The organism is Rhizobium sp. 32-5/1 (genome assembly GCF_029537235.1).
Classification (GTDB): domain Bacteria; phylum Pseudomonadota; class Alphaproteobacteria; order Rhizobiales; family Rhizobiaceae; genus Pararhizobium.
Window position 1 is genome coordinate 2,532,501 of the sequence record NZ_CP120638.1, and the last position, 26,750, is coordinate 2,559,250.

Annotated in this window: 19 protein-coding genes, 1 tRNA gene, 2 rRNA genes and 6 pseudogenes (1 of these 28 only partly in view); 17 read left to right on the top strand and 11 right to left on the bottom strand. The window is 55.4% G+C overall.

All coding sequences use genetic code 11. From position 1 onward, the window contains the following. The 7 genes and pseudogenes from P6U16_RS12865 to P6U16_RS12895 all read left to right on the top strand — a co-directional run. Positions 1 to 195, top strand: partial view of a hypothetical protein gene (locus P6U16_RS12865; protein WP_277700679.1) — the 3' portion only. Its footprint begins 12 nt before the window's first position; only the last 195 of its 207 coding nucleotides appear in the window; the start codon falls outside the window, past its left edge; it ends in the stop codon at positions 193 to 195. After that, a 23S ribosomal RNA gene (locus P6U16_RS12870) occupies positions 181 to 2,980 on the top strand. Before P6U16_RS12865 ends, P6U16_RS12870 begins: the two co-directional genes overlap by 15 nt. A gap of 276 nt (positions 2,981 to 3,256) precedes the next feature. Next, positions 3,257 to 3,371: ribosomal RNA gene (gene rrf, locus P6U16_RS12875) — 5S ribosomal RNA — on the top strand. 251 nt (positions 3,372 to 3,622) lie between these two features. Further along, a tRNA-Met gene (locus P6U16_RS12880) sits at positions 3,623 to 3,699 on the top strand. 277 nt (positions 3,700 to 3,976) lie between these two features. After that, a protein-coding gene (locus P6U16_RS12885; RefSeq protein WP_277700905.1) for an IS3 family transposase occupies positions 3,977 to 5,514 on the top strand; the annotation gives its coding sequence in 2 pieces (ribosomal slippage) (positions 3,977 to 4,613 and positions 4,613 to 5,514; 1,539 coding nt in all). A gap of 92 nt (positions 5,515 to 5,606) precedes the next feature. Next, positions 5,607 to 5,825 (top strand): annotated as a pseudogene (locus P6U16_RS12890) (IS5/IS1182 family transposase); the annotation flags it as partial. A 600-nt stretch (positions 5,826 to 6,425) separates the two neighbouring features. Beyond that, positions 6,426 to 7,664: a HAMP domain-containing sensor histidine kinase gene (locus P6U16_RS12895; protein ID WP_277700906.1), complete on the top strand. Its 1,239-nt coding sequence runs from the start codon at positions 6,426 to 6,428 to the stop codon at positions 7,662 to 7,664. A gap of 256 nt (positions 7,665 to 7,920) precedes the next feature. Here P6U16_RS12895 and P6U16_RS12900 read toward each other — a convergent pair. Further along, positions 7,921 to 9,107 (bottom strand): annotated as a pseudogene (locus P6U16_RS12900) (IS3 family transposase). Here P6U16_RS12900 and P6U16_RS12905 point away from each other — a divergent pair. Continuing rightward, a pseudogene (locus P6U16_RS12905) lies at positions 9,101 to 9,652 on the top strand (SDR family NAD(P)-dependent oxidoreductase); the annotation flags it as partial. The pseudogenes P6U16_RS12900 and P6U16_RS12905 sit on opposite strands and share 7 nt — an antisense overlap. A gap of 143 nt (positions 9,653 to 9,795) precedes the next feature. Here the strand turns inward: P6U16_RS12905 and P6U16_RS12910 are convergent. From P6U16_RS12910 to P6U16_RS12945, 8 genes and pseudogenes are all read right to left on the bottom strand, one after another. Continuing rightward, positions 9,796 to 10,047 (bottom strand): hypothetical protein, encoded by a 252-nt coding sequence (locus tag P6U16_RS12910; protein ID WP_277700907.1) that lies wholly within the window; start codon positions 10,045 to 10,047, stop codon positions 9,796 to 9,798. Positions 10,048 to 10,097: 50 nt separating this feature from the next. After that, a complete protein-coding gene (locus tag P6U16_RS12915) occupies positions 10,098 to 10,337 on the bottom strand; it encodes a hypothetical protein (RefSeq protein WP_277700908.1) in 240 nt (79 codons plus the stop codon). 10 nt (positions 10,338 to 10,347) lie between these two features. Continuing rightward, a pseudogene (locus P6U16_RS12920) lies at positions 10,348 to 10,539 on the bottom strand (hypothetical protein); the annotation flags it as partial. Between the two features lie 117 nt (positions 10,540 to 10,656). Further along, positions 10,657 to 10,848 (bottom strand): hypothetical protein, encoded by a 192-nt coding sequence (locus tag P6U16_RS12925; RefSeq protein ID WP_277700909.1) that lies wholly within the window; start codon positions 10,846 to 10,848, stop codon positions 10,657 to 10,659. A gap of 361 nt (positions 10,849 to 11,209) precedes the next feature. Next, positions 11,210 to 11,446, bottom strand: coding sequence for a DUF982 domain-containing protein (locus P6U16_RS12930; RefSeq protein ID WP_277700910.1), 237 nt, complete (start codon positions 11,444 to 11,446; stop codon positions 11,210 to 11,212). 93 nt (positions 11,447 to 11,539) lie between these two features. After that, positions 11,540 to 14,053, bottom strand: a complete 2,514-nt coding sequence (gene treY / locus P6U16_RS12935; protein WP_277700911.1) for a malto-oligosyltrehalose synthase — start codon at positions 14,051 to 14,053, stop codon at positions 11,540 to 11,542. A 77-nt stretch (positions 14,054 to 14,130) separates the two neighbouring features. Beyond that, positions 14,131 to 14,409, bottom strand: a complete 279-nt coding sequence (locus P6U16_RS12940) for a hypothetical protein (RefSeq protein WP_277700912.1) — start codon at positions 14,407 to 14,409, stop codon at positions 14,131 to 14,133. Positions 14,410 to 14,443: 34 nt separating this feature from the next. Further along, positions 14,444 to 15,307 carry an SDR family oxidoreductase gene (locus P6U16_RS12945; RefSeq protein WP_277700913.1) on the bottom strand — a complete coding sequence of 288 codons (864 nt, stop codon included), beginning with the start codon at positions 15,305 to 15,307 and terminating at the stop codon, positions 14,444 to 14,446. A 259-nt stretch (positions 15,308 to 15,566) separates the two neighbouring features. Here P6U16_RS12945 and P6U16_RS12950 point away from each other — a divergent pair, with 259 nt between their 5' ends. The 7 genes and pseudogenes from P6U16_RS12950 (at position 15,567) to P6U16_RS12980 (ending at position 21,323) form a co-directional block, all read left to right on the top strand. Continuing rightward, positions 15,567 to 16,079: a ferritin-like domain-containing protein gene (locus tag P6U16_RS12950; RefSeq protein ID WP_277700914.1), complete on the top strand. Its 513-nt coding sequence runs from the start codon at positions 15,567 to 15,569 to the stop codon at positions 16,077 to 16,079. A 154-nt stretch (positions 16,080 to 16,233) separates the two neighbouring features. Beyond that, positions 16,234 to 16,728, top strand: coding sequence for a DNA-3-methyladenine glycosylase (locus P6U16_RS12955; RefSeq protein WP_277700915.1), 495 nt, complete (start codon positions 16,234 to 16,236; stop codon positions 16,726 to 16,728). Between the two features lie 107 nt (positions 16,729 to 16,835). Next, positions 16,836 to 17,900 (top strand): TIGR03885 family FMN-dependent LLM class oxidoreductase, encoded by a 1,065-nt coding sequence (locus P6U16_RS12960; RefSeq protein WP_277700916.1) that lies wholly within the window; start codon positions 16,836 to 16,838, stop codon positions 17,898 to 17,900. Beyond that, positions 17,872 to 18,443: pseudogene (locus P6U16_RS12965) on the top strand (isochorismatase family cysteine hydrolase). Before P6U16_RS12960 ends, P6U16_RS12965 begins: the two are co-directional and overlap by 29 nt. Beyond that, entirely contained in the window at positions 18,436 to 20,034 is a 1,599-nt protein-coding gene (locus tag P6U16_RS12970; RefSeq protein ID WP_277700917.1) for an alpha-amylase family glycosyl hydrolase, read from the top strand. Before P6U16_RS12965 ends, P6U16_RS12970 begins: the two are co-directional and overlap by 8 nt. Continuing rightward, a complete protein-coding gene (locus P6U16_RS12975; protein ID WP_277700918.1) occupies positions 19,998 to 20,234 on the top strand; it encodes a hypothetical protein in 237 nt (78 codons plus the stop codon). Before P6U16_RS12970 ends, P6U16_RS12975 begins: the two co-directional genes overlap by 37 nt. Before the next feature lie 394 nt (positions 20,235 to 20,628). Then, positions 20,629 to 21,323 (top strand): annotated as a pseudogene (locus P6U16_RS12980) (Crp/Fnr family transcriptional regulator). 132 nt (positions 21,324 to 21,455) lie between these two features. Here the strand turns inward: P6U16_RS12980 and P6U16_RS12985 are convergent. Next, positions 21,456 to 21,641 (bottom strand): hypothetical protein, encoded by a 186-nt coding sequence (locus tag P6U16_RS12985; RefSeq protein WP_277700919.1) that lies wholly within the window; start codon positions 21,639 to 21,641, stop codon positions 21,456 to 21,458. A 110-nt stretch (positions 21,642 to 21,751) separates the two neighbouring features. After that, a complete protein-coding gene (locus P6U16_RS12990) occupies positions 21,752 to 23,473 on the bottom strand; it encodes an HWE histidine kinase domain-containing protein (RefSeq protein WP_277700920.1) in 1,722 nt (573 codons plus the stop codon). A 147-nt stretch (positions 23,474 to 23,620) separates the two neighbouring features. Here P6U16_RS12990 and catE point away from each other — a divergent pair, with 147 nt between their 5' ends. Together catE and P6U16_RS13000 are read left to right on the top strand one after the other, a co-directional pair. Further along, on the top strand, positions 23,621 to 25,777 hold the full coding sequence (catE, locus tag P6U16_RS12995) for a catalase C (RefSeq protein ID WP_277703838.1): 2,157 nt from the start codon (positions 23,621 to 23,623) through the stop codon (positions 25,775 to 25,777). 48 nt (positions 25,778 to 25,825) lie between these two features. After that, positions 25,826 to 26,326 carry a ferritin-like domain-containing protein gene (locus tag P6U16_RS13000; RefSeq protein WP_277700921.1) on the top strand — a complete coding sequence of 167 codons (501 nt, stop codon included), beginning with the start codon at positions 25,826 to 25,828 and terminating at the stop codon, positions 26,324 to 26,326. The last annotated feature ends 424 nt before the right edge of the window (positions 26,327 to 26,750 follow it).

Here is a 26,750-nt window from a genome sequence, read left to right on the forward strand (position 1 = left end):
AAAGGATGGGTTGTAAAAGGTAACCCGTTCGTTTGTTCGTCCTTTATCGTTAGGGGCGCGCAGCCCATCAGCGGCAATCGCAAGGTTGTCCGGATGGCCGGATTTGGCACCCCTCTGAGCGCAAGCGAAGAGGACAAGGTTTACCAAATCAAACAGATGATGAGCATTGGCAATGAGAACGATCAAGTGAAATAAGGGCAATTGGTGGATGCCTTGGCATGCACAGGCGATGAAGGACGTGATACGCTGCGATAAGCCGTGGGGAGCTGCGAATAAGCTTTGATCCATGGATTTCCGAATGGGGAAACCCACCTTAAATACCTAGAAAGTTTAAGCCGTTCGCAAGAACGGTTTAGATTTCTAGGTATTATCATAAGGTATCTTACTTTCGAATACATAGGGGTAAGAAGCGAACGCAGGGAACTGAAACATCTAAGTACCTGCAGGAAAGGACATCAACCGAGACTCCGTAAGTAGTGGCGAGCGAACGCGGACCAGGCCAGTGGCAATGAGGAATAAAGTGGAACGGAATGGAAAGTCCGGCCGTAGCGGGTGATAGCCCCGTACATGTAGAACACTCATTGTCCTAGAGTAGGGCGGGACACGTGAAATCCTGTCTGAACATGGGGAGACCACTCTCCAAGCCTAAGTACTCGTGCATGACCGATAGCGAACAAGTACCGTGAGGGAAAGGTGAAAAGCACCCCGACAAGGGGAGTGAAATAGAACCTGAAACCGGTTGCCTACAAACAGTCGGAGGGCGCAAGCCTGACGGCGTACCTTTTGTATAATGGGTCAACGACTTAGTGTGACGAGCAAGCTTAAGCCGATAGGTGAAGGCGCAGCGAAAGCGAGTCTGAATAGGGCGTTCAGTTCGTCGCATTAGACCCGAAACCGAGTGATCTAGCCATGAGCAGGTTGAAGGTTGGGTAACACCAACTGGAGGACCGAACCCGCATCTGTTGCAATAGATTGGGATGACTTGTGGTTAGGGGTGAAAGGCCAATCAAACTCGGAGATAGCTGGTTCTCTGCGAAAACTATTTAGGTAGTGCGTCGATCGAATACCTCAGGGGGTAGAGCACTGGATGGGCTATGGGGACTCACCGTCTTACTGATCCTAACCAAACTCCGAATACCTGAGAGTACTAATCGGCAGACACACGGCGGGTGCTAACGTCCGTCGTGAAGAGGGCAACAACCCTGACCTCCAGCTAAGGTCCCCAAGTCATGGCTAAGTGGGAAAGGATGTGAGGATCCCAAAACAACCAGGATGTTGGCTTAGAAGCAGCCATCATTTAAAGAAAGCGTAACAGCTCACTGGTCTAAATAAGGGTCTTTGCGCCGAAAATGTAACGGGGCTAAAGCCATGCACCGAAGCTGAGGATCAACTGACTTGTCAGTTGGTGGTAGCAGAGCGTTCCGTAAGCCTGTGAAGGGGACCCGTGAGGGCCCCTGGAGGTATCGGAAGTGCGAATGTTGACATGAGTAACGATAAAGGGAGTGAGAGACTCCTCGCCGAAAGACCAAGGGTTCCTGCTTAAAGTTAATCTGAGCAGGGTTAGCCGGCCCCTAAGACGAGGCAGACATGCGTAGTCGATGGGAACCACGTTAATATTCGTGGGCCTGGTGGTAGTGACGGATTGCACAAGTTGTTCTTTCTTATTGGATTGGAAGGGCAGCGGAGCGGTTCCAGGAAATAGCTCCACCAATATAGACCGTACCCGAAACCGACACAGGTGGTCAGGTAGAGTATACCAAGGCGCTTGAGAGAACTATGCTGAAGGAACTCGGCAAATTGCACGCGTAACTTCGGAAGAAGCGTGACCTCTTTTTACGCAAGTGGAAAGAGGTGGCACAGACCAGGGGGTAGCGACTGTTTATCAAAAACACAGGGCTCTGCGAAGTCGCAAGACGACGTATAGGGTCTGACGCCTGCCCGGTGCTGGAAGGTTAAAGGGAGAGGTGCAAGCTTTGAACTGAAGCCCCAGTAAACGGCGGCCGTAACTATAACGGTCCTAAGGTAGCGAAATTCCTTGTCGGGTAAGTTCCGACCTGCACGAATGGCGTAACGACTTCCCCGCTGTCTCCAGCATAGACTCAGTGAAATTGAATTCCCCGTGAAGATGCGGGGTTCCTGCGGTCAGACGGAAAGACCCCGTGCACCTTTACTATAGCTTTACACTGGCATTCGTGTCGGCATGTGTAGGATAGGTGGTAGGCTTTGAAGCTTGGACGCCAGTTCAGGTGGAGCCATCCTTGAAATACCACCCTTATCGTCATGGATGTCTAACCGCGGTCCGTTATCCGGATCCGGGACAGTGTATGGTGGGTAGTTTGACTGGGGCGGTCGCCTCCGAAAGAGTAACGGAGGCGCGCGATGGTGGGCTCAGAACGGTCGGAAATCGTTCGTCGAGTGCAATGGCATAAGCCCGCCTGACTGCGAGACTGACAAGTCGAGCAGAGACGAAAGTCGGTCATAGTGATCCGGTGGTCCCGCGTGGAAGGGCCATCGCTCAACGGATAAAAGGTACGCCGGGGATAACAGGCTGATGACCCCCAAGAGTCCATATCGACGGGGTTGTTTGGCACCTCGATGTCGGCTCATCGCATCCTGGGGCTGGAGCAGGTCCCAAGGGTTTGGCTGTTCGCCAATTAAAGCGGTACGTGAGCTGGGTTCAGAACGTCGTGAGACAGTTCGGTCCCTATCTGCCGTAGGTGTAGGAATATTGATAGGATCTGCCCCTAGTACGAGAGGACCGGGGTGGACACATCTCTGGTGGACCTGTTGTCGTGCCAACGGCATAGCAGGGTAGCTATATGTGGAATGGATAACCGCTGAAGGCATCTAAGCGGGAAACCAACCTAAAAACGAGTATTCCCTTGAGAACCGTGGAAGACTACCACGTTGATAGGCCGGGTGTGGAAGTGCAGCGATGCATGAAGCTTACCGGTACTAATAGTTCGATTGGCTTGATTGTTCTCATTGCTAGTGCTCATCAGAGCGCCTCCGGCGCTTTAATGATCCCTTTCTTTATGTCCTGGCGCGTGAAAAACGCTCCGGACGGGCCGCGTCACGAGACGCGACGGCCGCTTGGCCTTGCGGAGCTTTCGCTCCGGATGGGCCCAAAGCAGCTTAGAAAAAGACGTGTTCAAATAGACTAGTCACTAACGACTAATCCCTAATCACTCCTAGAGTGAACCAGCTTCTCATTTGGTTTTGCGCTGTCGCCAGCGCAATTCTTGCCCTTAGTTGACCTGGTGGTTATTGCGGGGTGGCTGCACCCGTTCCCATTCCGAACACGGCCGTGAAACGCCCCTGCGCCAATGGTACTCCGTCTTAAGACGCGGGAGAGTAGGTCGCTGCCAGGTCTATTAAAGGCAAGAAAATACCAAACCATCTTCTCTTCATCCTCGGCCAAAGCCGAAACAACGGGCCGCCATCAAGCGGCCTTTTTGCTTCGGTACGTTAAGCCGGATCAGAAAATCTCAGGGAGAAGCCGTCGCATGCGTGACGGTGCCTCCCTAACATGAGACAAATCCCAAGGGATTTGCTCAGGTAGTAAGTGTAACTGCAAAGCAGTTACACAATCGCGACATTCGGCAATGCCGAATGCGCTTGGCGCGGGGTGGAGCAGCCCGGTAGCTCGTCAGGCTCATAACCTGAAGGCCGCAGGTTCAAATCCTGCCCCCGCAACCAGATTACAACGACTTAGCTTTGAAAAGGCGTCCTCCGGGGCGCTTTTTTGCGTTTCGGGCTACATTCCGGGCAACGTCCAAGGACTCCGGGCATACCGATATGGCGCTGCCGGTCAAGGAACTGGGCAATCCGACTGGGACCCGGCACCGCTTGGCGGACGCTCGGTTCGGCCTGGATCACTGCGATACGACCCGTCATTGCGATTCGTTGTTGGTTTCCACGCGGAACTGAGCCGGTGGGGGTGCGGACGAAAACTTGGACCACCAGGAGGTAGTTCATGTATTCCTACGCAGACAGACTTCGAGCCGTTGAGCTTTATATCAGGCTTGGCAAGCGACTTAACGGGACCATTCGGCAGTTGGGTTATCCCACAAAGAATGCGCTGAGGGGTTGGTACCGCGAGTACGTACAGCATCTCGACCTGCGTATTCAGCCGGTAGCTCGAGCGCCAAAGTATTCCAAGAGTCAGAAGCAGGCGGCACTTGAGCATTACCGCACCCATGATCGTTGCATCTCTGCGACGATGAGGGCGCTCGGCTATCCTGGTCGAGGAACTCTGACCGCATGGGTACGTGAGGCCTTTCCGGAGACGCGAACATCGATGGTGGGTCGATCGTGGCGCCCTGCCTATCCCGCAGCGGTGAAGCCAGCTGGTGTCATCGGACTATGTAGTGGAGATGAAAGCGCCCAACAGGTGGCTGACCGGCTGGGCGTCTGCAGGCCGACGTTGTACAACTGGAAAGACCAGCTACTCGGTCATGAGGCTCCTTCCTCCATGAAACGCCGCAAAACCACCCCGCAGGCGCCGGAACGCGAGGAACTCGAGCGCCAGCTTGAAGCCCTCCAACGTGATGTTCGCCAGTTGCAACTCGAGCATGACCTCCTGAAGAAGGCCAATGAACTCCTAAAAAAGAACTGGGCGTCGATCTGCAGATCCTGAGTAATCGGGAAAAAACACAGCTGGTTGACGCCCTTAAAGATACCTATCGCTTGCCAGAACTGCTCGCCCAGCTGCAAATTGCGCGAAGCTCCTACTTTTATCATCGCACGCGCATGTGTCTGGCAGACAAGTATGCCGCCGTCCGGCACAGCCTTGCGGAAATCTTTGAAGCGAACCGTCGTTGTTACGGCTACCGCAGACTACAGGCGTCACTGGCCAGGAAGAGCGTGATCATCTCGGAAAAGGTTGTCCAGCGCTTGATGAAGCAGGAGCACTTGGTCGTGGCCAGACCGCGCCGACGGCGTTTCGGATCGTACTTGGGAGAAATAAGTCCGGCACCCGAGAACCTGATCAATCGCGACTTCCATGCGAAAGCGCCGAACGAGAAATGGCTGACAGACATCACCGAGTTCCAGATCCCAGCCGGGAAGGTGTATCTCTCGCCCATCATCGATTGCTTCGACGGAATGGTCATCAGTTGGTCGATTGGAACGCAACCAGACGCGCGGCTGGTCAATACTATGCTGGATGCAGCTATTGAGACCGTGACCGACGGCGAAGAACGGCCAATCGTCCATTCCGATCGCGGAGCCCATTATCGCTGGCCAGGCTGGCTAACGCGGATCAGCGAAGCGAAACTGGTTCGCTCAATGTCCCGAAAGGGCTGCTCACAAGATAACGCCGCATGCGAAGGCTTCTTCGGCCGATTGAAAACGGAACTATTTTATCCACGAGATTGGAAGGCCATCACAATCAAAAAGTTCGTTGCCGAGGTAGACGCCTATATCCGCTGGTACAATGAGAAGCGGATCAAGATATCGCTGGGATCACTCAGCCCGGTCGAATATCGCAAGAGCCTCGGCCTTAACTTATAAAGCTGTCCAACTTTTTATCCGCACCCCTTATGCGCCTAACCGGCTCAGTTCTGCGTGGAAACCAACAATCAACGCGATTTTTGCAACAGAGTCGGCTGAAATGGCAGACGTCCACCGGCTATGCCAAGCGAGCTTTGGTTGAAACCGCGATGGGTCGATACAAGGGCGTCATCGGCCCGCGGCTACGTGCTCGTTCATTCAGTGCGCAGCAGACTGAAGCTGCGATCGGCGTCGCCATCCTTAACCGAATGCTTGCCTGCGGACGCCCGAAATCCGTTCGTTGCCAAACCTCGACGGGAGCAACCAAATAATCGGCCCATGAAAGACCGACTCCCGCACATTTGCTGATCCCCCCACCAACGCCCAACTGATTGGCTCGTTCAGGCTGTGATCCCCGAATACGTTTCTAATTAATTCCGTAAATTTTTGCCAAATTGAACAATATTTGCTACAATTTCATATCATTGGCGTTTCGCTAATAAATGGCAAATTCAAATGTCCGGAAAACACATCTTTCTAGTTGATGATGACAAAGATGACATCTTTCTGATGTCAACCTCGCTTAAGCGGCTTGAAATAGAGGCTGCTACGCGGGTTAAGATCACTGTTTTTTATAGTGGCCAGGATGCATTGGATTTTTTGATACATTAGGCGAACAAGAAAACGAACTTCCGGATTGCATATGCGTTGACATAAACATGCCGGGTATGAACGGCTTGGAATTGCTGAAGCGCCTTCGTAGAATGAGGCGTCTGGACGTCGTACCAATCTACATTGTAAGCACAACCAACAGCGACAAGACACAACAACAGGCACTGTCCTTTGGGGCAAGCGGTGCATTCGCAAAGCCGGAAACAATGCTGGGCATGCAATCAATTCAAAGGGAATTGCTCGGCATTCCCGAATAGGGGATGGGCGAGGGCATGCTAGAAAAGTTTCTCCAGTACTTCGAGACAAACTCGTTCTTGGCCCACGGTTATTGCATGACGTGGCGAACGGATCTTATAGCCCTTCACGCGATATCCGACCTCGTCATATTCTCCTCTTATTTCATAATTCCCACGGCCATTCTTTATATCACCATTAGGCGGCCAGACCTCGTTCCCAGCCGCATAGCGCTGTTGTTTTGCGTGTTCATTTTCGCCTGGGGGATGACACATCTGGTCGGATTTATCACGCTTTGGGAGCCTGTCTATAGCTTCGAAGGCGTGCTCAAGGCGGCCACAGCGGTGGTATCCGGCGCGACTGCGGTGGCCAGTTGGACGCTGATGCCGTCGGCGCTGAAGCTGCCAAGTACAGTCATGCTCGAGCAAAAGAACGATGCACTCGCGAGATCGGGCCAGGAGCAACAGCGTGCATATGCTGAATTGGAGCAGATAAAGTTGGAACTGGAACTCCGTATCCAGCAACGAACCCAGGAACTGCGGGATAAAGCCGATGCGCTCGAGCAAATGAACACGAGCCTGTCACAATATGCCCATTTCGCGTCTCACGATCTCCAGGAACCTTTACGCAAAATCGTCTCTTTCTCGGAATTGGCCATTGAGGAGGATACAGCCAGAGGTCCGGACCTCAAAATGTTCCTTGAGACAATCAACGAATCCGCAAAGCGGGCACGCAATCTTGTCCGCAACATCCTTCAACACGCTGAGCTAGATCAGCACACAGCCGTTATTCACCAATTGTCATTGAAGGAGGAAACGAAACACGCGTTGGAAACGCACGAACTGTCCATCCGTGACCGTAAAGGCGAAGTCAAAGTTGACATTCACGATATTCGCGTTCGCGCTGACCCAACGCTGGTCTCACAGATTCTCGAAAATCTCATCAGTAACGCAATCAAATACACACCCGTAGACCGCACGCTGAGGGTATCGATAATCACCCAATTGTCGGACGAAGGCATGGAATATGTCATAACGGACAACGGTATTGGCTTTGATCCGGTGTTTAAGGAGAAAATCTTCGAACCATTTACCCGTCTCAATCCGGGAAACGGTGTGATTGGCACTGGCATGGGGCTAGCAATCGTCGCCAAGGCACTGAAACAACTTGGTTGGAGCATCGTTGTCGAAACCGCACACATGCAGGGAACAAGTTTTAGAATTACAATTCCTGCTGATCAGATTGTTCAGGATGAACAAGAATAGGCTAGGCCGTAGACGGAACCGTAAAGTTAACCTGTCGGCGATCGACCTGTGCGATCTTTCAGCATGACCCAAGTCGCTCGTGATCGCCTTTATCCCGCCATCGGTATGGCTTTTACTTCCCGCTTTCAATAGAAGCGCCAGACTGAAAGTCCAGCCCGCAATTTTGATCTAACGAGTTTCACTCGGAGCAGGGAGGGAATGTCCAGAGCCCGGATGCCTTGGTGGTCTGCCCCCATGGGGTGATCCGGGTTTAATGTTAGTGCATGCTGGGTCTGGCCGCCACCGCTGGCGTTGACGTCGGGCCGTTTTGGCGAGGCCAGACAGCCGCTTCGGGTGCCGGTGACTTGTAGTTCAGTGACGAGTGCGGACGCACGGTGTTGTAGTGCCCCCGCCAGCCCTCGATGATGATCTTCGCTTCTTTGAGCGTGTAGAAGATTTCTCCGTTGAGCAGTTCGTCCCTGAGCTTCGAGTTGAAGCTTTCGCAATAACCGTTCTCCCATGGGCTGCCCGGCATGATGTAAGCCGTTTTGGCACCGACCGTTGCAATCCACTCCCTCAGCGCCTTGGCGATGAATTCCGGGCCGTTGTCGGAACGAATATGCGCCGGGACGCCCCGCAGGATGAACAGGTCTGAGAGGACGTCGATGACATCCACAGCCTTCAGCTTCCTCTCGACCCTGATGGCAATGCATTCCCGCGTAAACTCATCGATCACATCAGCGCAAATGCAAAGCGTTTGTCGCGAACATGCGTAGCTTTCTGCCGCTGTGGGTCCGGTCCTCGACAAAATCGTAGGACCAGACATGGTTGGGATATTCCGGCCGAAGCCGGATGCACGCGCTGTCGTTCAGCCAGAGCCGACCGCGTTTGGGTTGCTTGGATGGAACCTTCAGCCCCTCCCGTCGCCATATCCGCTCGACCCGTTTGACGTTCACGATCCAACCCGCCTGATGCAGCATCGCCGTGATGCGACGATAGCCATAGCGGCCATATTGGAGAGCGAGCGCCGTGATGTCGGCGGTCAATGCCGCTTCGTCATCTGGTGTCTTTGCGATTTTGCGGCTCACGTGGAACGATGCTGGCCGAGAACCCGGCATGCCCGTCGTTCGGACACGCCCAGTTCTGCGGTGACTTGGTCCACACAGGCACGACGGCGAGCGGGGCTTAGACGTTTCCCCTGGCAGCCTCCGCAAGGATCATCTTGTCCAGGGTTAGATCGGAAACAGCCCGCCGGAGCCGCGCATTCTCGGTCTCCAGCTCTTTTAGGCGCTTCACCTGATCGCCCTTCAGGCCACCGTATTCTGCCCGCCAGCGGTAATATGTAACTTCCGTCACGCCTATCGACCGGATCGCCTCCGCCATCGATTTGCCCTGCGCATTCAGCACGTCAACCTGACGAAGCTTCGTGACGATCTCTTCCGCCTTGTGTCTTTTCGCTGCCATTTCAATGTCCTTCCTCGGCTCAGGAGCCATACTTCAAAAAGGACCACTTTTCAGGGGGAAGACCAGATGAGGCATTGCACGTCATCGCGACCAACGTGACGGGTACCGTTGCGCTTATTCATAAAATCGGGAACGAGATGCGCGCGCGCGGTGCGGGCAAAATCCTCATCACGGGCTCGATCGCAGGTTTCATTCCTGGCACTTATCAGGCCGTTTATAACGGCACCAAGGCTTTTCTGAACTCCTTCTCTTTTACCCTGCGTCACGAGTTGAAGGACACTGGCGTCACCGTGACCTGCCTTATGCCGGGGCCAACTGAGACCAAGTTCTTCGAACGAGCGGACATGCTCGACACCGAGGTGGGACAGGCGGAGAAGGATGATTCCGCCGATGTCGCCAAGGTCGGCTTCGATGCCTTGATGAATGACGAGGGTGACGTCGTCGGGGGCTGGAAGAACAAGCTTCATATGGTGATGGCAAACGTCACGCCGGCAGGGTTGTTGGCCAAACGACATGCAAAGATGGCAGCTCCGGGAACGGGCAAAATGAATAGCCTGCCTTTGGCCGGTCGTCATCTACGGCCCGTTCGGGACCGGCCTCTCCCTACCGCGGGCAGATGCTGATAGTCGCAACGCGGCGCGCGGCTGTTTCGCGTCGCACGGCACAGGTCGAGCGACGACGTCTCCTGTCATTCTGTTAGAGGGCTGTTCGGCACGCGGCCGCTATGGTGGACCGGATTGTCGGTCCCTTCCGCTTCCACCGGCTTCTCTTCTTCAGCTGACATCCCGGATCTAGCTGGGGGAATGTCGTTGTCATCATTCCCAAGCTCGGCTTCATCAGGCAGTGGCTGCGAATCCAGATCGAGAGCCGCCGGGTCCGGTTTCCAGGTTGAAGACGTCATCGGTTGGTCGGTCAGATCTTCGTTTTTCGGTTTCGTCATAGCCATGTTCCCGAGCGGTTTCATAACGTGCGAAGGGACTGTCGGATCGACTATCCCCTGAACTCCTCATCATCCGCATCGCGGTCGTCACTGTTGATATCCCAGTCTTCCACCGCTTTTTTGCCGGGTGGTGTCTTGTGCAATGTCGCATCATCGGAGCCTGTGATAACTCGCGGCTTGGCGCTTGCGACGCCATTATTGTCACTGCGTTCCAGACCCTTCGCATATTGCCCCGCGGCGTCACGGTGGATCTCTGAAACGGATGATTTTTTTGATCCGTTCGACCCCATTATACATCTCCCTCGTCTTGCCCGCATCCGTTACTTTGCGCCGGTCCGGATCATTCAGATTTTCTCCAACGGCGTCACGATCGGTTGCCGGATCGTCAGTCGCCGGGAGGTAACCGCGGGGGCGGGTCTCTTCGGGTCCCTCCCAACGGGGAGACTGTTCTGTGGTGCCAGCAGTACCGGGTTTCGGGGTTTTCTGTTCCATGATCGATCTCCTGATTGATGTTCAGAAAACGACCTCAGTCTGTAGAAGTTCCCTCTAACCGCAACGCGGATCAATCGAGAATTACATTGCAACGCCCGTCATCCGGCGGCCCCAACCTCAAGGGAAGGTTCCTCCGCTTGCCGGTCTTTGCGCGATGTCGAGCAATGCCGCTACCGCTTCCTCTCGCGTCCAGCCGACCCGACAAGCCTCTTCAAGCACTTGTTGCACTTTGCTTTCCAGCGCATCGCGGCATTCACCTGCTCGCTTGGGATCGCCTTCATCATGCTCAGGTGGTTTCACTGGCTGCATAGTCTTTCTCCCTTGTGAGTGTATACGCGTTAGTTCGCATAGGAATCATTCCGGCTTCACATCCGGATGCTACAAAAATGTTTCGACAGACCTCACCGCCGATGACACCTTCCAGAGCTTCCATGCAGGCTGCTTTGCAATTAATAAGCTGCTCGCTGGTCTGATCGGGCCAGATGGTTGTCAGGTAATCGAGTGCTTCGCGAGGGCCGGCTACATACACTTTACCGCTTCCCGCGATATCAAGCTCAACGGGGGTCGCCAAACGGTTTGCATTCCTGCCCTCCTTCTTCGACTCTGACACGAGTCGCGATGCACACCGACCTTTTCCTCGGGTGGCGCATATCTCACGGGCGGGCCTCGCTCAGTGCATCAGATTTGCCTCTTTGGCAGCCCCGATGAACTGAACGCGAGCGTCCTCTGCATCTCTTCTCCCCGCAATCGCCGCTCGGCACATGCTGCGGGCGCGTACGTATCCTGCGCCACGCAGGTCGGGCCACTCGTCCATCAAAACCACCAGTGCTTCAAAGGGCCCTGTAACCTGTACGCGGCCACTGACTGGCGCATTGATGATGACGGGTTCGTTCCAGCGTGCCGGCATGCGTTTCTCCAAATGAAAACTATCTTTCTACGGCGCTATAACTGGAATCTTTTTAAATGGTTCCGATTAACTCTCCTAAGCAATGGGCGACCTTTAGCGCCTTAGAGCGGTGCCGGAAATTAAAGCGACATCGTCCAGAGCAAGGAGGTTTGCAAGCAAACCATGGCTACTCTCAATTCCCGCTTGTCCGGATATCACGTCAAGCGCGAGGCCCCGCATTACCAGGGGTATTTCCAGCCGGGTGTCCTCCCAAAATCCAGATGGAATCCGTTCGTTTTTTTCGTCGATATGTCCGAAAACCAATCTTGGTACGATTGTCACGCAGTAGCGACTTTCGAATACTCGCGCAAAGGCGACAACATTTTCTCTCCGTCGACCGACAACCGGGATGGGAAGGTAGTCACCAAGATCGAAGAGGGTCTTGTTTTCGTTACGAAACGCCAGCCCGTGCCTGATTATCTTTCTTTTTCGATGTTCGAACTTCAATCGTTCCGGTGAAGGAGTGTCCTCATCACAACGGGCGCAATTCGAATTGAGAGGATGGCGATTATCCGGATCAACAAGACTGAAGTCAGGTCCATCCGTACCCTGGTAGAAATCGGGCACCCCTGGAGCTGTCAGTTTTATCAGCGTTTGAGACATACTGTTCAGGAAGCCGCAACGGATGAACGGCCTAAGTGTGGCGCCGAAGTCTTCCCGGAATTGCATACTCTCTGCGGAAAGCAAATTTGCCGCAAATGCCATCACAGCTTTTTCGTAGGCTTCGTTCGGATTCGCCCAGTTGGTTCTGAGTTTTGCTTCTCGAAACGCCTTTTCTGTATAGCGCACGAACCTTTCCTGCAGGTCGGAGCAATCGCATTCCGTCATTCGCTCCGGCCATATTCCCGCCAGAGACTGATACAACATCCATTCGATATTGAGTTCGGGTGCTACGCCGTCGGAAAGATGGGATCGTGCGGATTTGTTCATCCTGTTCCAGCGCTTCACGCCTTCGACCCACAGGGGCGCGCCTTCCGAAATTGCATAGAGACGCGCTCGCGCGTCCTCTCCGCGTTTTGTGTCATGGGTTGCCGTAGCCGAGAGGCCGTTTGCCTGGCTTTCCAGGCGTTTCGACATTGTCGCGTGAAATGCCTCGATGCTTCCGCATGCTTCGTTTGGAGAGCCCCCAACTTCATTTGTCGCGAGGAAGCGATTGTACCGATAGAAAACTGTGTCCTCCAGCGATTTCGCCATCACTGGACCGCTCAGTTGCTGGAAGCGAACTTGAAACTCGGCCGCAGGGTCGCCGGTAATGTTGCCGAGCAAAATGTCCTCTACAAGGTTCAGGGCGTCGTTGTCCTGAACCTTGGGCCGTGCCCGATCGAGCGCGCCCGTCAGAATGTTCCTGTCGCGATCATTCAATGGGCCGCGGAAACCATAGGTCCGATAGACGTCAAATGCGATCAGAAGTTCCTGGATGGCATTCTGGATAATCTCTTGGCCAAATCCTTCATCTACCGACCGGCAAAGTTCGGATAGTTTGCGAACCTCACCTTCAAAATTCCTTGTAACCATCAGCTGCTTTGCTTCGCGCAACGCCGTTTTATAATCGGCTGCTGTCGGATCGATACCGGTATAGGCGGCATCGAGCTTTTTGAGCCCGGATTCCTCTACGAACAGCTGGGATAGCGCTGCGATGAACTCGTAACCTGTCGTGCCCGAGACCGGCCAATGGCGTGGAAGCTCTTCATCGGGGCCGAGGATTTTCTCAACGACAATGTAGGTGCCGTCTCCAACCGCGGCGCGAAGGCGATCTAGATATCCCGAAGGGTTGGCAAGACCGTCCACATGATCGATTCGAAGACCTTGCACCTGCCCCGATTTTACGAGTTCGAGGATGAGCCGGTGGCAATCCTGAAAAACGGCCTCGTCTTCCATCCTGACGCCGACCAGACCGGTCACCTCGAAAAAACGTCTGTAGCTGAGATGGGAGGGTGCATTCCTCCAGGGAATGAGTTGCCAATGCTGTTCGTCCAGCAGACGCCTGATCGCGAACTGCTCGCCCGGAGATTTGGCAGCAGCCGCGTCGAAAGCTCCCACTTCTTCCGAGCCTTTCTGCACACTTTCCGCCCTGAGAGGCAGCCTCAAACCCGAATAATCAAGCGCCAGAGAACCATCGGCCAGACTGCCTGAAATCTTGAGATCCCCGTCAGCGATGACGGTTTCGAGAGGTGCCCCGAGGATCGGCAGAGTGATTTTTTCCGACCAGTCGATATCGAAGTGGTTGGCAAAGGGGCTGGTTTTCCCCTTTTGCAAAACGTCCGTCCACCAGGCGTTCTCGACAGATGCGGCCATATGGTTGGGAACGATATCGAGGATGAGGCCGATATCTGCTTTCCGCAGTGCGTCGGACAGGCGGCTGAAGCCCCCGCGCCCGCCAATGGCGGGATCGATCTCATTGACATCTATGATGTCGTAACCGTGCGTCGAGCCTTCCGTCGCAGTGAAGATCGGTGACGCGTAGAGATGGCTGATGCCGAGGCCACGCAATTTTTCTATCAGCTCTATCGCAGTGTCGAATGTCACGCCGTTCCGAAATTGGAGACGGTAGGTTGCAGAGGGGATCATGGTTGTTTCCCGTAATGGACGCTGTAAACAAGGAGAAGATTTTGATCCCGTCTACGATGGGACAGGACTTGACATCGTCAGGCGACGGATCCCCTGTATAGGCGTGCATCCGACGCCACGTCTCTGTGAAGTTCGGAATAAAGATCCGCATAGCGGGCGGCGCTGCGATGCCATGAGAAGTCGGCCTTCATGGCCTGATTTTGGAGCCTTCGGCAAAAGGATGGGCGCTCAAAACCGGTCAATGCGCGATCAATGGCATGATAGAAACCTTCTACCGAACCCGGTTGGAACTGAAATCCGGTTGCCACGCGCGCAGCCATCGCGGCTTCGTTGGCATCAATGATCGTTTCCGCCAATCCACCCGTCCGCGCGACAATGGGTATTGCGCGACTAGATCATGATTTCTCCACCGGTGACGGGAATGACCGCGCCGGTCATGTAGCTCCCTTCATTCGAGGCCAGCAGGACGTAGGCGCCGGCAAGTTCCGCAGGCTGTCCTGCACGACCGAGCAACGTCTGTTTTCCGAAGGTTTCGGATTTTTCAGGCGGCATCGTCGATGGGATGAGAGGCGTCCAAATGGGGCCGGGCGCAACCGCGTTGACCCTGATGCCCTTCTCAGCAACCATTTCGGCAAGGCCCGCCGTGAAGTTCGATATAGCGCCCTTTGTGGCGGCATAGGCGAGCAGGTGGTACGAGGGCTGGCGCGACTGGATCGACGTCGTGTTGATGATCGAACTCCCAGGCCTCATATGGGGTATTGCGGCTTTCGAAAGATAGAATGGCGCGTAGATATTGGTGCGAAAGGTCTCGTCCCACTCCGTCGCGTCAATGTCTTGAATGGAGGAATAGGTCCGCTGAAACGCGGCGTTGTTGACCAGAATGTCTATCCGGCCCAACGCGCCCACAGCCTTTTGCACCAAGGCGTTGCAATGTGCCTCGTCCTTGATGTCACCCGGCACGGTAAGAGCTTTACGACCTGCGCGCTCGACCCAGCCGGCGGTGTCCTCCGCATCTTCATGTTCGTTCAGATAGGAAATCAGGACATCCGCGCCCTCACGCGCGAAGGCGATCGCAACCGCACGGCCGATCCCTGAATCGCCGCCTGTAATCAGGGCCACTTTTCCGCTGAGCCGCCCCGAGCCCTGATAGGAGTCTTCTCCATGATCCGGAATCGGCGTCATAAGCCCGGTCTCGCCGGGAGGCGTTTGTTCTTGACGGGGCTGCGGAGGCTTTGGATGGTGAGTGTCTGACATTGTTGGACTCCTGAAGTTTTCCAATGCAATGAACTTTCGGATGTCGGGGAAGTTCCGGAGGTCTTCACTTTATCCTTGGAAAGGACACGAGCCGAATTTTGGCGCGGGGCAAGCCCGTGTCGCTTTTAAAATCGAGCCGCGAACAGGTGTCGCCGCAGATATCGCTATGGGGCGCAAATATCGCTCCGGGATTTTTTGGAACAACATTACGGAACTCAAGTTTTACGGCCATCGAAACGGTTCGAAACAAGGAGCTGACATGGCTGAGAACGAAACACGCGATATTTTCATCACCGGCTTGCGCAATGCGCACGCCATGGAAAACCAGGCGCTCTCCATCATGAAGCCGCAACTCGAACGGATTGAAAACTATCCGGAAGTGGCCCAGAAGCTCCAGCAGCATATCCAGGAGACCGAGGGTCAAATTGATCGGCTCGATCAGATCTTGCAGGATCTCGGGGAGGACCATTCCGCGTTCAAGGATTGGGCTCTTTCCTTTGCCGGCGGAATGGCGGCGATGGGTCACACGATGGCTGGCGATGAAATCCTCAAGAATTCCTTGGCGAATTTTGCCTTCGAAAATTATGAGATCGCCGCCTACAAATCGCTTCTGACCATCGCTGACGCCGGCGGCTATGTCGCCGCCACGTCGGGCCTGCGCGCAAACCTCGCCGAGGAGCAGACCATGGCCGCCTGGCTTGACGAAAATTTAGCGCAGGTCACCACCAAATTCCTCTCGCTGAAAGAGGCCGAAGTTACGGCAAAAATCTGAGCGTGAACATCTTGTTGCGCCGGCCGGCACCGTCAGCCGGCTCTAAAACTGCATAGCGTCAAACACACCATACGCGAAGGATGATTGGCATTAGCGTTCGGTCAATGGCTCTGGAACTTTTTTCGAACGCCCAGCGGCCCAGGTTGCGGGGGCCTTGATCGGCGCGGAGTTCCTTGTGCAGGGGATTGGTGGCGTTATCGTGGAAACGGAAGCTTACGGCTCCGACGATCCGGCATCCCACAGCTTCAAAGGGCAGAACGTCCGAAACAGTGCAATGTACGGCTCGCCGGGGTCCGTCTACGTGTATCGATCCTATGGCCTGCATTGGTGCCTGAATTTTGTCTGCCTCCGCGGAAGCGCGGTTCTGCTTCGGGCTATCGAGCCCAAAGCGGGTATCGCGCTTATGATGTCCAGACGGAACATCGAAAATCCCTTGCTGCTCTGCTCCGGTCCCGGGCGCCTGTGTCAGGCCCTTGCTGTAGACGACAGGCTTAACGAGCAATCCCTGGCGCATTCCCCATTCCATCTCACCCTTCCGAAAGAGCCCGCCTCCTTGTCCGTGGGCACACGCATCGGCATTTCCAAGGCGATCGATCTGCCGTGGCGTTTCGGCCTTAAAGGTTCACCTTTTTTAAGCAAACGGTTCTGAACGGTGGAGCGAAAAGTGGGCATTTTCCGGATCACCTCTTTTTCCCCAAAACCATGCAACTCTTCACGGCTAAGTGAGTTCATGGGCTGCTGATAGCGAGGATTTTTATGATCGGTTACCACGCATCCCATGAGCAGTTCAGTCCGGCTGACCTTGCCCGTTTCGTCCGCGCCGCCGAGGCCGCAAATTTCGGGGCCGTCATGTCATCTGATCATTTGGCGCCCTGGAGTGTGCGTCAGGGAAATTCAGGCTTTGCATGGTCCTGGCTGGGTGCCGCGATGCAGGCTACCGCCCTGCCGTTCGGCTCGCTGGCCATTCCCACCGACGGCCGTTATCACCCGGCACTTATAGCACAGGCTGCGGCAACGCTCTGTGACCTGTTCCCCGGCCGGTTTCGCTGGATTGCTGCCGGCAGCGGCGAGGCTCTCAACGAGCGGCCTGTCGGAAAGGGCTGGCCCGACAAGGACGAGCGGAACCTTCGCTTGTTCGAAGGCGTATCCATGATCCGCAAGCTCTGGCGCGGGGAGACCGTCTCATCGACGTCGTTCATCAAGGCCGAAAATCTCAAATTGTGGTCCTTGCCTTCGACTTTACCGAAAATCTACGGCGCTGCGTTGAGTGCCGAGACAGCGAGGTGGATGGGCGAGTGGGCCGATGGACTGATCACCGTGCGAAGCTCGCCGGAAAAAACAAGGGAAATCATCGCGGCATTCAGAGAGGGCGGCGGCGAGGGTAAACCCGTCATTCTCCAGTTCCAGCTAAGCTGGGCCGCAGGAACACGGGAACAGGCTGTCAAGGATGGCTGGGACCAGTGGCGATGCTGCGCGCTTGATGCCGACCAGCTTGCCGATCTTGCAACGCCTGAACAGTTCGACGAAGCAACCGCGGCGGTGACGCTGGAAGCGTTCGATGAGGGTCTGTGTGCTTCGACCGATGCGGGCGATCATATCGACTGGATCCGGCAATATCAGGCCATGGGCTTCTCGGAGATCTACCTCCACAACCGCGGACGCAATCAGCTTGAATTTATCGATTTTTTGGACGCGAGGTGCTCCCCGCCCTTGCAAGGCCGACTCAGTGAAGAAGGTTTTGAACCCGCTCGAAATGCAACCCCGTTCCGGAACGCTTCTGGAAGAGAGATGAATGAACGACTGGCGACACATCTGCGTTGATATGCAACGTCTTTTTGCAGAAGACACACCCTGGCACGTTCCCTGGATGGCATCGGCACTGCCGCCCGTCGAGGAGATGGTTGGTCGCTTCCCGGATCGAACAATCTTCACACTGTTCACACCACCCGATGATCTCAGTGAAGCACCTGGAGCCTGGCGTGCGTATTACGAGAAATGGTCGGCCATGACCGGCGACCACTTGCCCGCTCAAATGACGGATGTCGTTCCGCCCTTGAAGTCCTTCATTCCGCCTGCTCGAACTTTCCGCAAATCCACCTATTCGCCATGGATCGATGGACGTCTCAACCGGATGCTGAGGGCCCAGCGTGTCTCTCGCCTGGTGATTACGGGGGCGAAACGGATGTTTGTGTTCTTGCCACCGTGCTTGGCGCCATCGACCTCGGCTATGCGACGACCGTGCTTCGGGATGCCGTCTGCAGTGGTGTCGATGAAACCCATGATGCCTGCTTGAAGCTTCTGGGCGATCGCTTTTCTGTACAGCTTAAAATTCAATATACCGAGGAGTTCCTGCGACATGGATAGCCTGCTGATACCCGAAACACGCGTAGTGCAAACCTGCGGCAATGCCTGGGGGCCTACTGTTACCGGCGAGGGTATATGTTTCCGGATTTGGGCACCGGCCGAAAAGAACGTCACCCTTCGCTTGTCAGATGATCATGTCATGACGCCCGTCGGAGACGGATGGTTTGAGGTTGTTGTCGAAGGGCAACCTTTCGGCTCGGCCTATGGCTTTGTATTAAGCGACGGCCGGGTGGTTGCCGACCCCGCCTCCCGGCAGCAGGTCTCCGACGTTTCCGGTTTGTCCGTCCTGACAGATCCGCGTGCCTACCAATGGCAGGACGGGGATTGGCTGGGTCGTCCCTGGCACGAGACCATTATCTATGAGCTCCATATCGGGACCTTCACGCAAGAGGGCACGTTTCAGGCGGCGGCGGGCAAGCTTGCACGTTTGGCCGAATTGGGATTTACGGCGATCGAACTCATGCCCGTGGCGCATTTTCCGGGCGACAGGGGATGGGGATATGACGGCGTCCTGCAGTATGCGCCGCACAGTGCCTACGGAACGCCGGACGACTTCAAGGTGTTTGTCGATCTCGCCCACGATCTGGGTCTGATGGTCTTTCTCGATGTTGTCTACAATCATTTCGGACCTGTCGGAAATTTCCTCGACCAGTATGCGCCCGGCTTTTTCCGTGAAGGCAAGGAGAACGACTGGGGTGCGCAAATCGCTTTCGAGGAAGAGCCGGTACGCCGCTTGTTTATAGACAACGCTCTGTACTGGCTTGAGGAATTTCATCTCGACGGCCTGCGCTTTGATGCCATCCACGAGCTCAAAGACGATAGCAAACCGCACGTTATCGAGGAATTATCGACAATCATTCGCGCGCGGATCACGGACCGCCATGTTCATCTTGTGACGGAAAATCCCCCGAATGGAACAGATCTGATGGCGTCGGGTCTGTTCACGGCGGATTGGAATGATGCTTTTCATCATGTCATCCACGTTATCGCAACCGGAGAAAATACCGGTCTTTTCGAGGATTTCGGTGATGCGTCTTTTGACAAGCTCAGAAAGGTATTGTCCGAGGGTTACCTGGAGGCTGGTCAATCCATCGTCGGTAAGCCGCTCCCGCCAAGCGCCTCGCTGCCTCCTGTGGCATTTGTGCATTTTCTGCAGAATCATGATCAGGTCGGAAACCGGGCGCTCGGCGACCGCTTGCACATGACGATCGACGAGCAGTTGCATAGCGTCCTGACAAGTACACTTTTGCTCTCACCGCAAATCCCGCTTCTGTTCATGGGCGACTGCTTCAAGGCAACAACCGCTTTTCATTTTTCTCCGATTACGAGGGCGAGATTGCCGACGCCATCCGCAAAAATCGTGCTCCACAGGCCGAAAACTTCGGTGGTTATCCCCGGGGATCTTCAGCGGCCGATATTCCCGACCCGAATGTCGAGACAACCTTCATTAGCTCGAAACTGGATTGGCGCCAGGCCGAAACCGAGCAGGGGAGGGAGTGGTCATCCTGGCTTCAGCGTTTGCTCAGCCTGCGCCGCGATAAAATCGTTCCGCATTTGTCATCTGCAAAAGGACACTCGGCAACTCTGTTGAAGTCGCCGGAGGAGTGCGTTTTCGTGGACTGGACGCTGGGCGAGCTTGTCCTCCAGCTTCGCCTTAATCTGTCTGCCCACGACGTGAAACTTGCAGGGCCGTTGGGCGAACGCATATGGGCGGAGCCCGAGGTGATCAGTTCACAAATTCTGACCGCAAGGTCGGTTCAGGTCTTCTGGCTGGAAAGCAGCGGGTTGTGATTTCCACGAAAGGGCATTGAGATATGGAGCCTCTGCAAGCAGAGGCTCTAATCGGCGGTCCATGTGTTGTTCATGGTCAAGCTTGCCCGAGAAACCGTCTTTCCCGTGTCGTCGCGCACGGTGACGGTCACGTTCATATGATCGATACTTCCCATCTCGTCCTGGGCAACGTCCAGCAGGATTTTTGCAATTTCCAGATTGATCGCCTTTCGTGAAGGAAGCTCTCTGCCTTCATCGTCCTTGGTAAATCCATCACCGTTTTGAAGATCAAAAAAAGCGTTGCATACGGCACCTCAGTTTCAAGCGACAATTCAAAGCCCCTGGATTTTGTTCCTGGTTTGCCCATGTGATAGGAGAGAAATCGAACCGGGAATTAGTGTATTGATCGAACCACCTGCAAGCCCGCGATTCAGTCTCTGCCCGGGAGGCTGAGGTTCTGCGCTCCATGATCGTCCGAGAGCATAGATTTGCTGTCGGCGAGGACATGGTCACTGAAGGATCAAGACCGAGCTATAGCACTTTGCTGCTCGACGGCATTGCAGCGCGCTATAAGGTTCTGGAGGACGGACGCCGACAGATCACGGCACTTCATGTGGCTGGTGATTTTGTCGATTTACATGCCTTCCGCTGAAAACGATGGATCACAGTATCGTGGCGCTGTCTGCGTGTCATGTTGGCTTCGCGGACCACGGTGATTTGAAACGGGTCACGGAAACCGAACCTCACCTGACGCGACTGCTTTGGCTTTTGACTGTGATAGATGGCGCAATTCATCGGGAGTGGATCGTGGCGATGGGCCGCCGTTCCAAGAAGTCACATATGGCGCACCTCTTCTGTGAAATTTTCATGCGGCTTCAGGTGGTCGGAAAAACCAACGACAACAGCTTTTCCTTTCCTCTCACGCAGGCAGAACTGGCCGATGTCCCGGGTATATCGCTGGTTCATCTCAGCAAGACCCTGCGACTGTTGCGTGACGAAAAGGCGCTGGACTGGGTGTCGCGCACGGTAACCATACACGACTGGCGCGAACTGGTGCGCCTTGCGGAGTTCGAGCCGACCTATCTCAATTTTCATGCGGAGCCGCGATAAGCGGCAGTCCTCAGGATTGTTCTTGGGCAGCAATTCTAAGCTCTCTAAGCCAAAACCGTGTCGCGCATGGCCCCGAGGTTTTGACATCAAGCGTAAGCAGCGAAAAGAACTCCAGGACAAAAGCGGCCGTCCTTATTTCTCGACCCAGTCTCCGGAATTTTCCTGTTTTGCCAGACGCAAAGCCCGCAGTCTTTCACTCTTGTGGCGCTGTTCCTTTTGAGCCGTCAGGATCAGTTCGGTCGCCACAGTCTTTGTCACCCCAAATTCGCCCCATGCCGATGTCCCCCGCGGGCGACGCGGTTCTTTCTTCTCAACCATGCAGTTCTCCGTTGCTGAAGTCTCCTCATGGTGAAAGCGACAGGCAGCATCGGCAATAAACTATTTAAAAAACTGGCAGGAAAATTGGTTTCGTGAACCGGCGGGATATTTCAGCTTTTCGCCGCCTCGAACGAAAGGTGGAACTTCAGGCCATCCGGTGCGAACTGGCTCTCGGTTTTCGGCTCCAGGCTTGCCGGAAAGGCGCTATGGATGAGCTTTGTCCCGAAGCCTTTCCCGGTCGGGGGAACAACAGCCGGCCCATCAAACTCTCGCCAGAAGAATTCAATCCGTCCCTTGGTGGTTTCCCATTCGATTTCGACGCGGCCTTTGGCCTCGGCCAGAGCGCCGTATTTCAGGGCATTCGTCGCCAGTTCATGGACGACCATGGAAAGTGCGCTGACGGCCTCGGCGTTTATCAGGCAATTTGGACCTGAAACGGAGATGGCGTTTTCCACACCGCCACAAACGGGACGGAGCGCCCGCTCCACCACTTTTCCAAGTTCGGCGGCGTCGTGGTCTTCCGACATCAATATGTCATAGGCGGTTCCAAGGGCACTGACCCGATCCGCAAACGCCGTATTTTGCTCGTTGAGGTTTTTATACGTCTGCCGCGCGATCGCCTGTACGACGGCCAGGGTATTTTTCACACGGTGAGAGAGTTCGTTTGCCATAAGCTTGCGCTTTTCCTCAGCGCGGACGCTCTCGCGTCGCCGCACCTCGAGTTCGTCAAGAAGACCGTCGACGGAAGCACCGACCTGTCCCAACTCGCCATGGCGTCCCTGCATTTGTGTCCGTGCGCCAGTATCGCCGTTTCGCCAGCGCTCAAGGACAGCAACAATGCGATTGATGGGATCGAGAATGAAGCGGTTCCCGACGAAGACCGCAGCGGCCAATGCAAGAACCGTCCCAAAGGCAGTCATTACAAGCCCTGTCAGGGTGGCGCGATTAATTGGCGCAAAAGCAATGCTTCTTGAAAACCCGGCGCTCACATAGAGCGGATTTTCCGCGGACACGGGAACATAGCCCATGATCCGTACGGTGCCATCCTGGCTGAGCACTTCCGTCGTACCGGGCTTGGCGGCGACGATCAGATGTTGATAGCCCTTGGGTATTGTGGTGCCTACAAATCTGCCCGGATCCGGATGGCGTGCAAGGATAACGCCTTTGCGATCGGCGATCGTTATCGCACCGCCAGGTTCTACGCCCCGTGCCTGTATCTGTTCGCCCAGCCAATCAAGCCTGACGCCCGTCGCCAGAACGCCGACGGTATCGCCATTTTCTTTAAGAGCCATCGCCAGTGGCAGAATAGGCACGCTCGAAACGCGGGCGACGGTATAGTCGCCGACGACGAGCCTGTCCGTCTTCAGTGCCCTCTGGACATAGTCACGATCAGCAAAGCTGGTCCCCGCTGCCCAGTCGTGGCTGTCACAGACCAGCTTTCCATCTCTGTCCAGCACAATGATATTGCCAATGTGTGCCAGCTTGCTCGCTACGGATTTGAGCACATCGTTACAGGAGGCTGGATCCCGTGCGGCAATCGCTGGAATTGCAGAGGTTGCGATCAGGATGCCCCTGATTCCGTCGATTACGCTCGCAATGTTGGATGCACCCTGACGGGCAATTTGCGCAGCATGCCGATGTACTTCCCCGCTACGTTCGGAGCGGGCCGAAAACTCGTTGTAGGCGATCATTCCCAGTGTGGGCGTCAGCGCAGTCAAAGCTACGGCAAAAAGTCGCTTTTTCACCTTCTCGCCTCCAGCTGAGACCGATTGCTTCCCCTCAATCGGTTTAATTCGCGCTCTTCCAAAGCATACGTCGTTGGCGAAAAACACTCTAGACAACTACTAACGACATAGGAATACCCGCCAAACGTACAATCCTCAGGGTTATAGAACCGGCCGAATTTTCTCCCCGCTTGGAACAAAGCGGTTGTTTTCAAGTTTTGTGACCTGAAGAAGAGTAACTGGGGAGAGAAAATGATGGCGTCCGGACGGTCCAAAACTTCAGCAAAGGCAAGATTTTCCGCCCCGACAGAGGCGGTTATCCACGACCAGACGCTTTTGCGGGGAAAAGGCGGCGAACTCCATCAGACGGCGGATGGTGGCGAGGTTCTGACCACGGCACAGGGCGCGCCGATTGCAGATGACCAGAATTCGCTTCGCATCGGTGCCCGCGGGCCGCTTGTCATGGACGACTTCCACTTTCGTGAGAAGATGTTCCACTTCGACCACGAGCGCATCCCCGAGCGGGTCGTTCACGCGCGTGGCTATGGAGCCCACGGCTATTTCGAGACGTATGAATCGCTTGCTGCTTACACCAAGGCAGACCTCTTCCAGCGACCGGGAGAGAAAACACCCGCCTTTGTGCGGTTCTCCACGGTGGCGGGAAACAAGGGGTCGGCCGATCTCGCTCGCGATGTCCGCGGGTTCGCGGTCAAGCTTTATACGCAGGAGGGCAACTGGGATCTCGTCGGCAATAATATCCCGGTGTTCTTCATTCAGGATGCCATAAAATTCCCCGATTTGATCCACGCCGCCAAGCAGGAGCCAGACCGGGCTTTTCCGCAGGCCCAGACCGCCCATGACAATTTCTGGGATTTCATTAGCCTCACCCCGGAAAGCATGAACATGGTGATGTGGATCATGTCGGATCGCACTATCCCACGCTCTTTCCGTTTCATGGAGGGCTTTGGCGTTCATACCTTCCGTCTGGTCAACGCGAAGGATGAATCCACCTTCGTCAAGTTTCACTGGAAGCCTAAGCTTGGCCTTCAGTCGGTTGCCTGGAACGAGGCGGTCAAGATCAATGGCGCCGATCCGGATTTCCACCGCCGTGACCTGTGGCAGGCGATCCAGTCCGGAAACTTCCCGGAATGGGAACTCCAGGTGCAGCTGTTCGATCAGGAGTTTGCCGACAGTTTCGATTTCGACGTGCTCGACCCGACAAAGATAATCCCAGAGGAAATCCTTGCGCCGAAGGCGATCGGGCGACTGGTTCTGGACCGCATGCCGGACAATTTTTTTGCTGAAACGGAGCAGGTGGCGTTCATGACGCAGAATGTGCCGCCGGGGATCGATTTTTCCAACGACCCGTTGTTGCAGGGCCGCAACTTCTCCTATCTCGACACCCAGCTGAAACGTCTCGGCGGCCCGAACTTCACCCATATTCCGATCAATGCACCGAAATGTCCCTTCGCCCATTTCCAGCAGGACGGGCACATGGCGATGAGAAATCCATCTGGCCGTGTCAATTATCAGCCGAACTCCTGGGGAGAGGGACCCCGCGAGGATCCTGTGCGGGGATATCGGCATTTCGAAGCGGAAGAGCAGGGTCCCAAGGTCAGACTTCGGCCGGAAAGCTTTGCCGATCACTACAGCCAGGCAAGGCAATTCTTCCACAGTCAAACATCGCCCGAACAGCGCCATATCGCGGCGGCTCTGACCTTCGAGCTGAGCAGGGTCGAAACGCCCGCCATCCGTGAACGCATGGTTGCTCATCTCCTCAATATCGATGAAACGCTTGCCAAAACAGTGGCCGAAAAGCTCGGGATCACCACAATGCCCGAACCGGCCGACGCTGCGGTACAGCCGCGGGACGACCTGGATCCGTCGCCGGCGCTGAGCATCATCAAGCGCGGACCAAAGAGTTTCGAGGGGCGCAAGCTCGGTATCCTCATCACCGACGGTGTGGACGGGGACATGCTCCAGGGTTTGATGAAGGCAGTCACGAAGGCCAAGGCACAGTTCGAACTGATTGCCCCCAAGGTGGGTGGCGTGACCGATTCCGGAGGCGAACACGTTCCGGCGCATTACATGATCGACGGCGGTCCATCCGTGCTTTTCGACGCAGTCGCGATTCTGCCTTCCAAGGCAGGCATCGCAGACCTCCTGAAGGAAGCGACCGCGCGGGATTTCGTCGCTGATGCTTTTCAGCACTGCAAGTTCATCGGGTATGCCGAGACCGCGATGCCGCTGCTCGAGAAGGCAGGAATAGCGCAAGACCTCGACGAAGGCACAATTCCTTTGTCCAGAAAGGCCGGCTTTGCCGATTTTGTGGAGAAGCTTGGAAAGCTGCGCGTGTGGGCGCGCGAACCTTCCGTGAAGCTCGGGAAGGCGTCCGTCCCATTGGACGACTGACCGTGATGCACATGACTTATCCCACCCAACCAGCAACAGGAGTTAAAAATGGCTGAGAAGACATTGAACGACCTTTTCCTCGACACGGTGAAGGACATTTATTTCGCTGAGCGTCAGATCCTGAAAGCGCTTCCCAAAATGGCGCGGGCGGCGCAGTCGCCGGAGCTGAAGGCCGCTTTCGAAAAACACAAAGACGAAACCGAAACGCACATCGAAAGGTTGCAACAGGTCTTCGATCTGCTCGGTAAGGCGGCCCGCGGCAAGACCTGCGAAGCGATTCAGGGCATCATCGCCGAAGGCGAGGAAATCATGGAAGAGTTCAAAGGATCACCGGCACTGGACGCCGGCCTTATTTCGTCTGCCCAGGCCGTGGAGCACTATGAAATCACGCGTTACGGCACCCTCAAGTCCTGGGCTCTCCAGCTCGGCATGAAGGAGGCGGCGCAGTTGTTTGAGCAGACGCTCAGCGAGGAAAGTGCCACCGACGAGGCACTCTCGTCTCTTGCCGAGGCTTCCGCGAATGTGAAGGCCAAGTCGAAGGCCGCGTGATCAGCCATCCTCGAGTGCTGTCGTCGCCGGCAGCACTCGTCATGGGGGCCCATTCAGCGTGGCGAGGTCGAAGTAATGAGGTTCCCGCGGCGACAACCGTTCGGCGATTAATCCCGTCTTGGCTTCTGTTTTGATGCTTGGCGGCATGCCGTTCACTGGTCGCTGGCGCATAATCAAGAGCGGCGGGAGCTTTTAGGTCTCGGACTGCGTCAAGCCGCGGGAATTGTTTGGGCAGGCAAAAGTCACCCAACCGACCATCGCTGCTGTCCCGACAGCCATCGTCAAAGGCTTGGGGAGGGCTTTGATGCCGAGGTTTATGAGCTTTGGCAAATGCGCAGTACTTCACCATACAGCTTACATGGTCAAATCCGCCACGACCATCTGATCCGGCAACCAAATTCGCCCCCCTGAAGTCCGTATTCGC